Origin of the sequence: Verrucomicrobium spinosum DSM 4136 = JCM 18804 (assembly GCF_000172155.1) — a bacterium.
In the GTDB taxonomy this organism is placed as follows: Bacteria; Verrucomicrobiota; Verrucomicrobiia; order Verrucomicrobiales; family Verrucomicrobiaceae; genus Verrucomicrobium; species Verrucomicrobium spinosum.
Window position 1 is genome coordinate 2,226,362 of the sequence record NZ_ABIZ01000001.1, and the last position, 13,864, is coordinate 2,240,225.

General features: G+C 59.5%; 11 protein-coding genes and 1 other RNA gene. 7 read left to right on the plus strand and 5 right to left on the minus strand.

The annotated features are described in order from the left end of the window. Positions 1-42: 42 nt before the first annotated feature. The 3 genes from VSP_RS34630 to VSP_RS08785 form a co-directional block, all read right to left on the minus strand. Complete coding sequence (locus VSP_RS34630) at positions 43-1,008, minus strand: FAD:protein FMN transferase (RefSeq protein ID WP_009960089.1); 966 nt, start codon at positions 1,006-1,008, stop codon at positions 43-45. 148 nt (positions 1,009-1,156) lie between these two features. After that, complete coding sequence (locus VSP_RS08780) at positions 1,157-2,872, minus strand: FMN-binding protein (RefSeq protein ID WP_009960090.1); 1,716 nt, start codon at positions 2,870-2,872, stop codon at positions 1,157-1,159. Positions 2,873-3,243: 371 nt separating this feature from the next. After that, positions 3,244-5,007, minus strand: a complete 1,764-nt coding sequence (locus tag VSP_RS08785) for a glycine--tRNA ligase (protein ID WP_009960092.1) — start codon at positions 5,005-5,007, stop codon at positions 3,244-3,246. A 108-nt stretch (positions 5,008-5,115) separates the two neighbouring features. Between VSP_RS08785 and VSP_RS08790 the strand changes: the two genes are divergently transcribed. Both VSP_RS08790 and VSP_RS08795 read left to right on the plus strand, forming a co-directional pair. After that, a complete protein-coding gene (locus VSP_RS08790; protein WP_009960094.1) occupies positions 5,116-5,985 on the plus strand; it encodes a carbon-nitrogen hydrolase in 870 nt (289 codons plus the stop codon). Positions 5,986-6,364: 379 nt separating this feature from the next. Further along, on the plus strand, positions 6,365-7,381 hold the full coding sequence (locus VSP_RS08795) for an agmatine deiminase family protein (RefSeq protein WP_157210801.1): 1,017 nt from the start codon (positions 6,365-6,367) through the stop codon (positions 7,379-7,381). 107 nt (positions 7,382-7,488) lie between these two features. Here VSP_RS08795 and VSP_RS08800 read toward each other — a convergent pair whose 3' ends face one another. Continuing rightward, positions 7,489-8,889, minus strand: a complete 1,401-nt coding sequence (locus tag VSP_RS08800) for a replication-associated recombination protein A (RefSeq protein WP_009960096.1) — start codon at positions 8,887-8,889, stop codon at positions 7,489-7,491. A gap of 116 nt (positions 8,890-9,005) precedes the next feature. On the opposite strand from VSP_RS08800, the gene VSP_RS39145 reads away from it, so the two are divergent. From VSP_RS39145 to VSP_RS08810, 3 genes are all read left to right on the plus strand, one after another. Continuing rightward, on the plus strand, positions 9,006-9,419 hold the full coding sequence (locus VSP_RS39145) for an RrF2 family transcriptional regulator (RefSeq protein WP_009960097.1): 414 nt from the start codon (positions 9,006-9,008) through the stop codon (positions 9,417-9,419). A 185-nt stretch (positions 9,420-9,604) separates the two neighbouring features. Then, positions 9,605-9,960, plus strand: a transfer-messenger RNA (tmRNA) gene (gene ssrA, locus VSP_RS40510). A 123-nt stretch (positions 9,961-10,083) separates the two neighbouring features. Continuing rightward, positions 10,084-11,334, plus strand: a complete 1,251-nt coding sequence (locus VSP_RS08810) for a tyrosine-type recombinase/integrase (protein ID WP_009960098.1) — start codon at positions 10,084-10,086, stop codon at positions 11,332-11,334. A gap of 286 nt (positions 11,335-11,620) precedes the next feature. Here VSP_RS08810 and VSP_RS08820 read toward each other — a convergent pair whose 3' ends face one another. Further along, positions 11,621-12,034: a helix-turn-helix domain-containing protein gene (locus VSP_RS08820; protein ID WP_009960099.1), complete on the minus strand. Its 414-nt coding sequence runs from the start codon at positions 12,032-12,034 to the stop codon at positions 11,621-11,623. An 82-nt stretch (positions 12,035-12,116) separates the two neighbouring features. Between VSP_RS08820 and VSP_RS08825 the strand changes: the two genes are divergently transcribed. Together VSP_RS08825 and VSP_RS42045 are read left to right on the plus strand one after the other, a co-directional pair. Then, complete coding sequence (locus VSP_RS08825; RefSeq protein ID WP_009960100.1) at positions 12,117-12,296, plus strand: hypothetical protein; 180 nt, start codon at positions 12,117-12,119, stop codon at positions 12,294-12,296. Between the two features lie 1,355 nt (positions 12,297-13,651). Further along, the gene (locus VSP_RS42045) at positions 13,652-13,861 is read left to right on the plus strand and encodes a hypothetical protein (RefSeq protein ID WP_156345505.1); all 210 of its coding nucleotides are present in this window, start codon (positions 13,652-13,654) and stop codon (positions 13,859-13,861) included. The last annotated feature ends 3 nt before the right edge of the window (positions 13,862-13,864 follow it).

The following is a 13,864-nucleotide window of genomic DNA, read 5'->3' on the forward strand; positions in this document are numbered from 1 at the left end:
CAAGCCTCGTGCCGTGAAGTGTGACGCTTCCTGTGAACCAGCTTATCTTTCTCCCAGGTAGATGGCATGCACGCCCGCTTTCCTAGCCAGGGGTGTTCCCTCCTTTGGGCCCAGTGCGAGCAGGGCAGTGGACCAGGAGTCGGCCTGAAAACAGGTGTCAGCGACCACGGAAACGGACACGGCACGATGCGTGACCGGGCGACCTGTACGGCCATCAAGGACATGCGCATGGCGATGCCCACCTGCTTCATAGTACTGGCGGTAGGTGCCAGAGGTGGACAGGGCTTGATTTACCAAAGGCATGCGGATCACCGTCTCGCCCTTAACGGCGTTGGGTTGTTGAATGCCCACCTGCCACGGGGTGCCGTCGGTCTTGTTCCCCCGGGCGACCAACTCGCCACCGACATCAAGAAGGAAGTCATGATATCCAGCAGCTTCCAGCTTGCGCACGATGTCGTCTGCGGCGTAGCCTTCCACCAGGGCGGAGACGTTGATCTGAAGATCAGGGTGCGTTTTCCGGAGCTGGGGAGGATTTAGTTTTACCTCCAACCGCTGCCAGCCACACTGGCTCTGGGCGTGGATGATGCTGGCCTCATCTGGCGGCGTGACGCGACGGCCCTTTGCTCCAAAGCCCCAGAGATCAATAAGCGGGCTCAGGGTGATGTCGAAGGCTCCATCGGTCTCCTGACTGAGTTTTTGAGCCTGCGTCACGACTTCGGCGAGCTCTTTCGGTACGACCTGCCAGTCAGTGCTGGTGGACTGATTGAACCTGGAGACAGGAGAGTCGGGCTTCCAGTTGGTGAAGAGGGATTCGAGTTCATCGAGTCTGGCTTGAATGAAGCTGCTGGGCGTGGCTGACGATGCCTGACTCGGCGCGTTAACCAGTTGAATGCTCCAGGTGGTGCCCATGGTCCGGCCTTCTGCACGGACCACCTGCGGGCCGTGGTCGCGGCAGGCAGTCAGCGACAACACAAAGGCCAGGAGGATATCGCAAGGCTTGGTGGTCATGGGCAGAGTGCACTATTCTCACACAAAGGCACGAAGGCACAAAGGTTTGAGATGCTTCAATTCTCCAGTTGGCAACACGACAGGGTCAGTTCTTTGTGCCTTCGTGCCTTTGTGTGAGGAATGGCAATGGGCCGATTGCCAATCTGCGCTACTGGAGGAGAGGCAGGATGTGCGCTCGCTGCCAGAGGATGAGCAATGCGAGCCCCACCAGGATCAGCGCGGCGATGTCCCGCTTGCCGAAAGTGTCGCCATGACCGGCGTAGCGGATGAACTTGAACAGCGCGCCGGTGGGACAGCCGTATTTGCAATAGGCCATGGGGATGAAGAGAGAAGCGACGAGGCCCACGATGGCGACGGTGAGCGTGCCCCAGCCGGCCACGCGGATCAGCCATGCGTCAAAGGGCTCCATGGCGTTGAGGTTCACGTTGAGCCCGAGCATGGAGATCAGGACCACGGCGACCAGGAGCGTCCAGGGGATGCGTTCCGGCCAGCGGGCCACTTTGGGCGGAATGTGAAAGCGGACCTTGGTACCGAGCCGGTTGGCCAGCACCATCTGAAGCGTGCCGTGGGGGCAATAGTGATGGCAGTAGAACTGACGGCGGAAGAAGACGGGGATGGAGAGCGCCAGCGCAGCCAGAAGAACCAGCATGGGGGCCGTCTGCCACGGGACGCCATGTCTGGCCCAGCCGACCAGGAGGCCTTGGGAGAGCATGGCACCACTGAAGGCTCCTGCGTAGCCGATGAGCACGGCATGGTGCAGCCAGCGCAGCCATTTTTTTCCCCGCCACGGGGAAAAGGTGAGCAGCGTGGAAAGAACCAAGACCCCAAGCAGCCCCCAGTCGGCCGCCTTCATGGATAGGCTCCCCAGCACGTCGGTGGCCTGGGGCAGGGGCGCGCTGAGCACCGCCGCGCGTTTCTTCAATCCCTCCGCCACAGACCAACTCGTCTCGGTGGCCCCAGACACTCCTTCGATGTGAGACTGGGCGAAGTCGATCTTGCCCAGCTCGTCGAGCGTCTTGCCATTGAAGAGATTCAGGAAATAGCTGTCGTCCGTGACATAGCCCACATAGTCCTTGGTATCGAAGCTCTTCCGCAGGCGGATGCCGGTGACTTTCTCCCCGGCGGCGTCCAGCATGACCAGCGTATCGGTGGGGCCTTTGTAGCCGATGATGGTATCCGCAGAAGGGGAGGTGCGCGTGACCTGGCCGATGCGGGTGCCTTTCTCATCCAGCACTTCCAGAATGCCGGCGCGCTCCGCCAGGGGGCGGAGGGATGCTGCACCTTCAATGAGCGGCTTCACCTCCTCCAAGGCAATTTCCTGGGGGAATCTCAGAGACTTGCCCTCCTGGCCCAGGCGGCGGCGCACGCCATCTGCGATGGCGGTGCTGGTGAGGGTGGCCCCGCTGACCGCGTCCACCTTGAGCTGGGCGTCGTGATCGCCCAACTTCAGCCCCTTGAAAGCCTCAAAGAACGGGCGGTGGCGAATGATCTCCGCCAAGTGGTCGGGGGTGTCATCGCTGTGGAGGATGCGCAGGCCGATGACTTTCTTTTGAGCATCGCAGACAATCAGGGAGTTGGTAGGGCCGGCGTAGCCGAGGATCTTGTCAGAGATTGGGGCCGTCTGGGTGACCATGCCCAAGACGCTGCCGGACTCGCCGAGCACCTGCTGCACGCCGGTCTCGGGATCGCGGGGGCCCATGGAGACGGCATCGGGGAAGAAGTCCTTCACCTTTGAGACCGGGATCGTAGCCTCCCGCTGGGCCTTCATCCACTGGTGCTGGTTGTGAAGCAGCCAGACGATGATGGCCAACACTCCCACGCGGTAAAGACGGATCAAAATCGGGGTGACGCGGGAGGTGGACATGGGTGATCTGAGCGGAAATCTAAAAACGCAGACTAGTGGAGGATTTGGACGGGGAAAAGGCTCGTGTAGGTGCCATAGAGAGTCCTTAAACTCCAGAGATTGGACATGACGAGCGAGCGTGGCGCTGATTGGCAATAGGCACTCCTTGGAGGAGTCGGGTAGGGAGGATTCTCACGCGAAGGCACAAAGGCACGAAGGTGTGAGGATTGGGCGTTGCTTGACTCTCCCGCGCGAACCGGCATGGCAGGTGGAGACTGGCGAGCCGCCAATCTCAGCAGGTGGGCCACCTGCGCTCCCCGAGTATCCAAACGCAAAACGCCCCGGGGATTGCTCCGCGGGGCGTTTCAAAGTGATCTCCTTGTCGAACGGTCTTAGGCGAGGCGCTGGAGCAGCCAGCCGAGGAGTTCGCTGATCTTCACGCGGTGCTGGGCGTTGCTGTCACGCTCGCGAACGGTGACGGTGTCTTTGAGCTCGTCGCCTTTTTCGCCGAGGGTCTCGAAGTCGATCGTCACGCCGAAGGGGGTGCCAGCTTCGTCCTGGCGGGCGTAGCGGCGGCCGATGGCGGCGGTTTCATCGTAGAAGCAGTTCATGTGCTTCTTGAGCAGGTCGTACACTTCGCGAGCCTTGCCCACGAGTTCCGGCTTGTTCTTCAGCAGCGGGAACACGCCCACCTTGATGGGGGCGATACGTGGGTGCAGACGCATGATGGTGCGCACTTCCGTCTTGCCGTTGACGTCGGCCTTCTCCTCCTCTGTGAAGGCCTGGGCCAGCACAGCGAGAGCGAGGCGGTCGAGACCAGCGGACGGCTCGATGACGTGCGGGACGTAGAAGCCCTTGAAGAGGCGGTCGAACCAGGCGCGGACTTCAGCCTCCGTGAGAGGGGTGCCCTTGGTCTTGGCGGCCTCGAACGCGATGCGCTTCTGGATGAGTGCTTCCTTCTGCTCGTCCGTGAGCTTGGCGGCGGCCATCTTGAGCTCGTCGTCGAAGAATTCCTGCGGCTTGCCGCTGTGCTTCTGGTGCTGGCTGAGGTCGAAATCACCACGAGCGGCAATCCCTTCCAGCTCTTCCGTTCCAAACGGGAACTTGAAGAGGATGTCCACGCACGCACGGGCGTAGTGGGCGAGGTCGTCCGGACCCTGCCAGTAGTAGTCCAGCACATCCGTGCCCAGACCGATGGAGTTGTAGTACTCCACGCGCTGGCTCACCCAGTAGCGGTGCCACATGTCCCAGCCCCAGTTGGGCTGTGGGGTGGAGAGGTCGGCACCTTCTGACCACGTGACCACGGAGCCAGCGAGGATTTCGACGGCTTCGTCGGGCTTGATGAAGAACTCGAGCTCCATTTGCTCGAACTCGCGGGAGCGGAAGGTGAAGTTCTTCGGCGTCACCTCGTTGCGGAAGGCCTTGCCGATCTGGCAGATGCCGAAGGGCACCTTCACGCGGGAGGAGTCCACCACGTTGCGGAACTGGGCGAAGATCGCCTGGGCGGTCTCCGGGCGCAGGTATGCCACGTCCTTCTCCGTGGCGGTCGGGCCCACGTAGGTCTTGAACATGAGGTTGAACGGGCGCGGCTCCGTGAGTTGGGCACCGTTCTCGGGGTTGTAGGCGCGGGTGTTCTCCACCTTCTCGCCCTGCTCGCCGCCGGTTGGCTCCGGCGTCTTCACACCACGGGATTCGTAGAAGAGCTTGGCCACTTTCAGGGCGGACTCACGGGGCTTGCCGAAGGGGGTGAGCACTGCGAAGGGTACGTCACTCTTGGTGCCTTCCTCACCAGTTGCGCCGGTGAAGTGGTACACCATGCCGCTCTGGAGATCCACATGGTCGGCGCGGAAGCGCTTCTTCGTGAGCAGGCAGTCCGCCATGGGGTCCGTGAAGGTGTCCACGTGACCGCTGGCTTTCCAGATCTGCGGGTGCATGATGATAGTCGCATCCAGGCCCACCACGTCTTCACGCTCGCGGGTCATGGCGCGCCACCAGGTGTCGCGCAGGTTGCGCTTGAGCTCGGCTCCGAGCGGACCGTAGTCCCAGAAGCCGCCGATACCGCCGTAGATCTCGCTCGACTGGTAGATGAAGCCTCTGCGCTTGCAGAGACTGACGAGCTTTTCCATGGAGGACGTGTCTTTCTTGTCGGTGGACATGCTGGGGTCTGGGTTGAAAGGGACCGCGAAGAAGCCACCTTTCGGGGGAAAAGCAAACGGGCTTTTGTTTGCTTGCAGCGCCCGCCAAATCCGTACAGTTCAATGACAATGAGCATCGTAAATCTCGGACTGATCCAAACCCACGCCACGGAAGACAAGGCGGACAACCTTCGCCGCACCCTGCAACTGATCCGGGATGCGGCCGCGAAGGGTGCGAACATCGTGTGCCTGCAGGAGCTGTTTCTGACGCCCTATTTTTGCAAACGGGAGGACACCGATCTCTTTGACCTGGCGGAAGATGTTCCGGGAGACACCACGGCCCAGTGCCAGGCGCTGGCCAAGGAGTTGGGCGTCGTGATCATCGCCTCCCTCTTCGAAAAACGCGCCCCCGGCCTGTACCACAACACGGCGGCGATCATCGACGCAGACGGCACCTACCTGGGCAAGTACCGGAAGATGCACATCCCCGAAGATCCAGGGTTCAACGAGAAATTCTACTTCACCCCTGGGGATCTGGGCTACCGGGTCTGGGACACGAAGTTCGGCCGCATTGGCGTACTCGTGTGCTGGGACCAGTGGTACCCAGAGGCGGCCCGCCTCACGGCCATGGCCGGAGCGCAGATCCTCTTCTACCCCACGGCGATCGGGTGGCTGAAGTCGGAGAAAGACAGCCTCGGCACCTCCCAGCATTGCGCCTGGGAAACGGTGCAGCGTGGCCATGCCGTGGCCAATGGCTGCTACCTCGCTGCGGTGAACCGCGTGGGGACCGAGGAGGAGACGGAATTCTGGGGCCAGTCCTTCGTGGCCAGCCCGTATGGGGAATTCGTGGGCAAGGCGTCCTCCGACAAGGAGGAGATCCTCATCGTGCCCTGCGATCTGAAGGCCGTGGAGGACTTCCGCCGCATCTGGCCGTTCTTCCGTGACCGGCGGATCGACAGCTACGAGGACGTGACCAAGCGGTGGCGTGATCGCGATTGAGGCTGCCTTTTTGAGACAGGATGAACAAGATTTCGGGCAGATTGACAAGATGGGTCCGGAGTTTTTGGGGAGGGGTTTGGACAGAATTAACAGAATTTACGGAATTAGGGTTTCCTGATTCGGGCCAGGTAGGGAGGGGGGGAGTATTTGGAACCATGCTTCCTCCAGCCTGCGAAGCGGGCGTCTCAACGGCCCGCTTGCTGGCCCCTCAACCAACGAAGTGTCTCAACCAGCGCAGCGTCTCAACTACCTTCCCCGGCGGGGATGGTATGTGGCGAGGTTGCCAACAGAAAGGGATTGAGTCGAGACTGATTCTCGCTTTGAAAGGGGGACGATGTCTGCCAGCAACGCTACCCTTGATTCAAGCGAAAACTATTACATGCCTGCCGAGTGGGCACCGCAGGAGGCCGTTTGGCTTTCCTGGCCCGCCAATCGTGACAGCGCGCCGGAGACGCATGAGGCGTTGCAGGCCAAGTTCGGGGAGATTGCCTCGGCAATCACTAAGTTTGAGCCGGTGCGGATCAATGCGGCCGGGGACTGGCACAAGCGCATCTGGGCCGCGATTGAGGCGCAGAAGGGCGATATGTCCAAGGTGGAGCTTTATGAGCACCCGACCAATGATGTGTGGTGCCGGGACCATGGGCCCATCTTTGTGAAGCACAAGGAGACGGGCAAACTGGCGCTGACGGACTGGCAGTTCAACGCTTGGGGCGGCAAGTTCCCGCCATGGAATCTGGACAACGAGGTGCCGGAGCGGGTGGCCAAGGCGCTGGACCTGCCGCGTTTTGCCTCGTCCATGATCCTGGAAGGCGGATCCATCGAGGTGAACGGTGAAGGCGTGCTTCTCACCACGGAGGCGGTCTTGCTGAACAAGAATCGCAACCACGAGTGGTCGCGCAAGGAGATCGAGGCGGAGATCAAGCGCCACCTCGGCATCAGCAGCATCTTCTGGCTGCGTGAAGGCATCGAAGGGGATGACACGGATGGGCACATTGATGACATCACGCGCTTCATTCGCGAAGACGTGGTGCTGACCATGGTGGAGAAGCGCCAGAGCGATGCGAACTACAAGATTCTGGAAGAGAACCGCGAGAAGCTGGCGGATCTTCGCACGACCAAGGGCGGGAAGGTCGAGGTATTAACCCTGGAGATGCCCGAGCCCCTGGTGCCCAAGGCGGGCTGGCGCCTGGATCGCCTGCCCGGCAGCTATGCGAACTTCCTGATCGTGAACGGCGGTGTGCTCGTGCCGGTGTTTGACCAAGGCAAGCGCGATGATCATGCCCTGGGCTTCATCCGCGAATGCTTCCCCGGTCGCGAGGTGATTGGCATCGAGTCCTCGGACATCGTGTTCGAAGGCGGCGCGCTGCATTGCATTTCCCAGCAGCAGCCCAGATAGAGGGAAAAGGGAAGAGGGGTAAGGGATAAGTATCAGGTTAGACAGAATTAACAGAATTTACGGAATTAGGGTTTCTGATTTCTATTCTGTTAATTCTGTCTGGATCCTCACCCTTTCTTGCTTTCCTCGAACTGCTTCCGCCAGTACTCGAGGCGTTCGCGGACGCGGGCTTCCATGCCGTTGTCGCTGGGCATGTAGTAGATGCGGCCTTCGCCTTCGGGCAGGTAGGACTGGGGGACGTAGCCGCCTTCGTAGTCGTGGCTGTACTTGTAGCCTTCGCCGTGGCCGAACTGCTTGGCCCCTTTGTAGTGACCGTCACGCAGGTGCTTGGGGACGGGGAGGGTGCGGCCGTTTTTGACGTCGTCCATGGCCTTGCCAATGGCGACCGTGGTGCGGTTGCTCTTGGGGGCGGTGGCGAGGTAAACGGTGCAGTGGGCCAGGATGTGGGCGGCCTCAGGCATGCCGATGAACTCGGCGGCGTGCTGGGCAGCCACGGCCACGCGTAGGCCGTTGGAGTCGGCCATGCCGATGTCCTCGCTCGCGGAGATGACGAGGCGGCGGCAGAGGAAACGGATGTCCTCGCCCGCGTAGAGCATTTTGGCCAGCCAGTAGATGGCGGCGTCGGGATCTGAGCCGCGGATGGATTTGATGAAGGCGCTGATGGTGTCGTAGTGCGCGTCGCCGTCGCCGTCATACACCACGGTCTTCTGCTGCACAGATTCCTCTGCCACGGCCAGGTGGATGTGCACTTTGCCATCGGCACCGGCCGGGGTGGTGAGGGCGGCGAGCTCCAGGGCATTCAGACACTTGCGACCATCGCCATCGCAGACCACGGCGAGATGGCGTTTGGCCTCGGGGGTGATTTCTACATGCAGTTTGCCCAGGCCGCGTTCTTCATCCGCAATGGCCTGGTCGATGAGGCGCTCCAGGTGCTCAACGGTGAGGGGTTCGAGGGTGAACACCTGGGATCGGCTCACGAGCGGGCTGTTGATGTAGAAGAAGGGATTGTGCGTGGTAGCCCCGATGAACCGCAGGGAGCCGCGCTCCAGATGGGGGAGCAGCACATCCTGCTGGGATTTGTTGAAGCGGTGGATCTCATCCACAAACAAGACGGTGCCGATGCCGTTGAGGCGCTCTTCTTTCTCCGCCGCGTCTGCGACCATGCGGATCTCGGCCACGTTGCTCTCCACGCCGCTCAGGGTGACGAAGCGGGAGTGCGTCTCGTTGGAGATGATGGTGGCCAGGGTGGTCTTGCCCACGCCTGGGGGCCCGTAGAAGATGAGGGAGGAGAACCGGTCGGCCATGATGGCCCGGCGCAGGAGTTTGCCTTCCCCTAGGATGTGCTCCTGACCGACATACTCGTCCATGGAACGCGGCCGCATGCGGGCGGCCAACGGGGCGTGGCGGGAGAAGGCGGCCTTGCCCTTCGTCGGCATCTGGCCGCGAACTTTGCGTGGGGGTTCGTCGTCTTCGGGGTTGAAAAAGTCGGCCATCGGAATCGAAAACATCGCCCACGGGGCAGGGGAGGGCAACGGCAAAGCAAGCCGCCGTCGCCCGCGGGAAAATCCAGACAAAATTGATAGGGAATCTTGAAATGTGTCCTCGTCGGCGCTAACGACGGGAAGTGAAAATTTCGAAGAAAGCCGAATACGCCCTCCGAGCGGTGCTGGCCATGAGCCGCAGCGCTACGGGCACGATCTTCTCCATCCAGAGTCTGGCGGAAGAGGAGCGTATTCCCTTGAAGTTCCTTGAGCAGATTCTGCTGATCCTTCGCAAGGGCGGCATCATGCACAGTCGCCGTGGGGCGGGTGGGGGCTACCAGCTCGTGCGTCCGGCGTCCCGGATCACCGTGGGCGAGATTTTGGAACTGGTGGATGGGCCGATCGAACTGCTGCCAGATGGCAACTCCCTGTCGCCAGGACTGACGTCAGCTTTCCAGGAACTCCAGGGGGAGATGCAGGCGTGGCTCACGAAGATGACGCTGGCGGATGTGATGCAACGGGAGCAGCTGCGCGGAGCGGTGAGCTTCGATATTTAGGAGTTGAGACGCCCGGTCCGTGCTGGTTGAGGGGGCCGCAAGCGGCCTGGTGAGACGCGTTGCTGGTTGAGACGGGCTACGCCCTGGAGGGGGGCATCGAGATCAGCGACGGGAAATGTGTGAAGTTGCTGTATCCCCTTGCTTTTCTGTCACATGGCGTTATGATCAGTCAGTGACTTTCACTTGGGGGCGTTCTGGTTTCGACGGATTGCTAGAAGTGGAGGCTGCATGCCGCGGATGATTCGTTGGCCGCGTTACCAATTCGGATCAAACAAACTAAATGCGAACTCTAACGAGCTTGCCCTCGCCGCTTAATTGACGGTGACGTTCCTCCAGTGAAGTCTGTGAATTGGAGGGGCGACTACTTACAGGCTGGCCAAAAGAGCGGGCGACCGGCTCCGAGGCGAGATCTACAGGCCGCTGGGTGGACGGTATCCTGGCAGTAGGAGACTGGACATCGAGATCAAATTATTGCCTGAGCATGGAGACGCTTTCATGGAAGGTGGTTCGGACAGGGGTTCAACTCCCCTCGCCTCCACCACTTACAAACTCCCGTAAGTGGTTGAATTTGAGTCAGTTGTGAGTCAGTTTAGGGTTCATTCAGATTCGGACTATTCCGCACTTTTCCCTTGTTTTCCCGCCTTTTCCGGGAGTAAAAGGGAGTATGGGGAAGGCTGAAAAGGACGACAGTATCGAGGTGAAATTCGGCGGGGCGCGTGTCCTGGTAAAGCAGCGTCCCGGTGATGGGCTCTGGGTTGCCCGCTGGCGACTTGCTGGAAAGGGTTGCAATACGACCGCCCGGACCAAAGAGGGAATACTCAAACTCGCGGGGAAAAAAGTCCGCGAGCTATCGCGTCAGCAAGGTGGGCGCGTCATGACTGCGGAGGATGCCGAGCTTGTTGAGCGGCTGAAAAAGATTGCGGGCGAGAGATCCCCTTTTTCCCTGCTCTCTCAGATCGAGCGAGCTTGTGCAAAGCTTGGGGGGTGGGACTTCCTTGAGCGGGCGGTGCAGCACTACGAAAAGAGCGGCATGGCGCAAGTTGACCGGGTCTCGATTGCGGACGCGAAAAACAAGTTCCTGCGGCTCTACAAGGCTGATCAAGTCTATACCGTGGCGGGGCTCCGAAAGGAGCTTGATGGGTTGGTGAAGGTTCATCCCACGATGGATGTGTGTGACCTTACGGAAGACTTCCTACAGGCTTGGGTGGATCGAGGTGACCCGGGACCGGTGTTCCAGAACAATCGTATCGATACCTGGCGCACCTTCCTGAACAAATGCAGGAAATGGAACTACTGGCCCAAGGGGGAAAAGCACCCTGCAGAATTGGTTGAGCGGGCTGTCGAGCCCGACAAGATCCCGGAAATTTTCACTGTAGAGCAAGCGCAAAAGATCTTGGATTCGGTGCCGTTAAAGCGAATCCCCTACGTCGTGATTGGCGGCTGGCTTGGTCTTAGGCCTACTGAGATGACAAGGATTTTCTGGGAGCGCGATTGGGATTGGGAGCGGCGTTATTTGCACGTGCCTCCCGACGTGGCGCGGAAGACGATGAGGGAAAGGTACGTGCCTATTCCTGACGCTGCATATGAGATGCTTGCGCCCTGGCGTGGTGCGAAGGGTAAATGCTGCCTCACGCATGATCGTGAGTACATCAGCAAGGATCTCCGTGACGCTGGTGTCATCGAGGAGTGGCCTCAGGACGTGCTGAGGCATAGCTCAATCAGCTATCGAATTGCGAAGGGCGATAGCATCGGCCTTGTGGCTGAGCATCACGGCAACTCTGAAACGGAGATTCGTCAGAGCTACAGAAGGCCGCTCCGAAAGGAGGACGGTGAAGCGTGGTTTTCGCTTCGAAGGACGGTCGATAATGGCGCGCACGTGCGCGCCAATTCTAACGGGACCGGCGAGACGCTTTAGCGTCTGTGTGCTCGAAGTGATTCACCACGGCTGCGGCGAGGAAAATGAAGATGCCTGCTCCGATGGTGGGTAGTGCCCAATCCCCAGTGAAAAACGCCAATAGGAGTACGGCGATACTGAGGCCGAAAAGGGATAGGGACTTCATGGGGCAAGGATGCGGTTTTTGTCTTACGGGGTCAACCTTAAGGTTTATTCCTTAGGGTATATTTAAAGTCAGGAGATTTTAGCTATTGAATAAAAAAACGCGGGAACGCTATAAGGTTCGCTGGCGGTGCTGGAAGCACTTCTAAGCGGTACGTTTCTTGGCGGGGTTGTTCGGTTTGGGGAGTGGTAGCACCTTGCTTTGCTCGTCCTTATCCCCCTGGAAAAGGTCTTGTTCCTTCTCCAGAATGTCTTGGGCTCCCTGCATGATCACGTCATGATAAAACTCATGATGGAGGGAGTAGCCGCCGACCTTCATGGCCTTTTCAATCTCCATCCATTCGGAGTGAGAGAACTTGAGGTCGTCCATCACGCCTGAGCTCTGGGTGGGGGTGGCAATCCGTGAAATAGCCTTGAGTGACCAGAGGGGGAATCCTTTTTGGCTGAGCCAGTTGTCCACGGTGCCTTTGGAGACGCCAAGTTCATCGGCAAGCGTGAGTCGCGTCCGACCTGTGGCGGTCATCCACGCTTCGATTTCTTCCTTGGTCGTCAGTTCCATGGCAAAACGGTGAATCCTTATTCGCAAATCGTCAATTTTTTTGTTGTAGACTTCGCGATTTGCGAATATCATTTCGCAAATCATGAAAACATCGACTTCGATTCTTGAGGATCTGGATATTGATGAGGACACTCTGAGCATCTATCGCCGCGAGGCGGTGCGTCGGAAGGTGCCCGTCATGGCAATCATCAAGGAGAAGCTTCTTGAGGCGGCTCGGGAGATGAATGCCAAGTCCAATCGGCGTCAGGGGGTGGTGGCGTGAGTGCGCGTGGGCTAAGGCTTAAGAAAGGTTCGGCTGCGATGGCTGCGCTCGTTGGCTCGATCTGCGCGGATATTAAGCGTGATCATAAGCTTATGCTTGAGCGTGCTCGCAAAGCTGATTCGGTCCTGTACTTCTATTACAAGGGGCGGCGGGGTGCTCAACTTGAGATCCTTGGCAAGCTCCTCTACCCAGACGGTCGAGGGTGGGCTGCTCGATATGAGGGGCCGATGGAGGAATTTAGGGTTCGTCTCGACTATGTTGCTGCTGCGAAGTCTAGGCGTTTCGTTTCTGTTAACGGCACGTGGGGTAAACCTAGGGGGGGTGTGTCGTGAGCGCTCTCCCCTCTGCTCTCTGGAAGGTGCGCTTTTCTTGGGGCGATGGTGCCGTCAGTGACGTTACGGTTGCTGCCTGTGAGTCATCCTCTGTGCATCGTCTCGCCATAGACAAATTCCGGGCGAGATTCCCTGAGGCAAGGGTCACGCCTGCCATCGTTGCGACGTGGAAATTCAATCCGCCTAAGCGCTGGTATCTTCGGCGTGCAGGGCGTTCTTTGCGTGAGGCTATGGGTGCCTTGTGCTGTGAGGCTCTCCTGCCTTGTGGACTCTGCTTGCGTGAGTTGTTTGCTGAATCCCCTTGGTTCACGGTCTTTGTCTGTGTGTTCTATATCGGGATCTCGCTCCTTGTGCTTCTGCGGCTCGGGGGGTGGTTGATGAGTTTCCGTCCTTCGCCGTCTGTGTGGTGTGGGTACTGTCCTCAGTGCAAGCAATTCCATCCGTCGGGGCAACATGTCGCGGTGGCTATTGAGGAGTTTCCTGACCGCGAGACCTTGATTGTTCAGTATGAGGCTTACGAAGAAGAGGGGCGCATCAAGTTCCCCCAGTGCCTAAAGCGTCCTTCAGAGGGGGGGGGGCGGCCATGATTACTGGACCATTACCTCTCCGTGTGGTCGCGGAATTCCTAGGCAAGCCTGAGGGGAAGGTCGTCGATCTGATTGATCAAGACGGGCTGCCTGCGGTCAGTATCAATGCTGATTCAAGGCCTGTTCTTAAAATCTATTTCTCGCCGCTTCTGAGGTGGCTGAATCGTTCGGCGCGGAATGAGCCGATGACGGAGGACCAGCTCGAAGCGGAGCTTAAGCGGTGTATGGCTGCCGTTGCGGAACGTGATCGTGCAAAAGCGGACCGTGCGAAACGCAGAAGGGAGAAAACGGCCGCGTGAATCCATCTGGATCAAGCAGGTTGCCGGCGCATCTGTCGACCGTTGTTCGGGCGCAAGCGGAAGGGCTGCGGGCCATCGCGGGCCGCATACGTGGCATTCAGCAAACCGTCAAGGCTGATTCCCCTTTGTGGCGAGAGTTGGCCACGCTTCGCAACGACTTTTGCGTACTGCTCGCGGGGGCTAACGACGCTGTTGCCACGGTGGGCGCGCTCGTTGCCACGGGGCAGGCTGAGTCTGCACCCACGCTCAAGGTGGAAGCTCTTGAGCTTCATCCCCTCAATCACGCTGCTACTCCCAATCTGGACTCCCGCCAGAAGGCGGCAAACGACCACTCACTTCAAGATTGATTT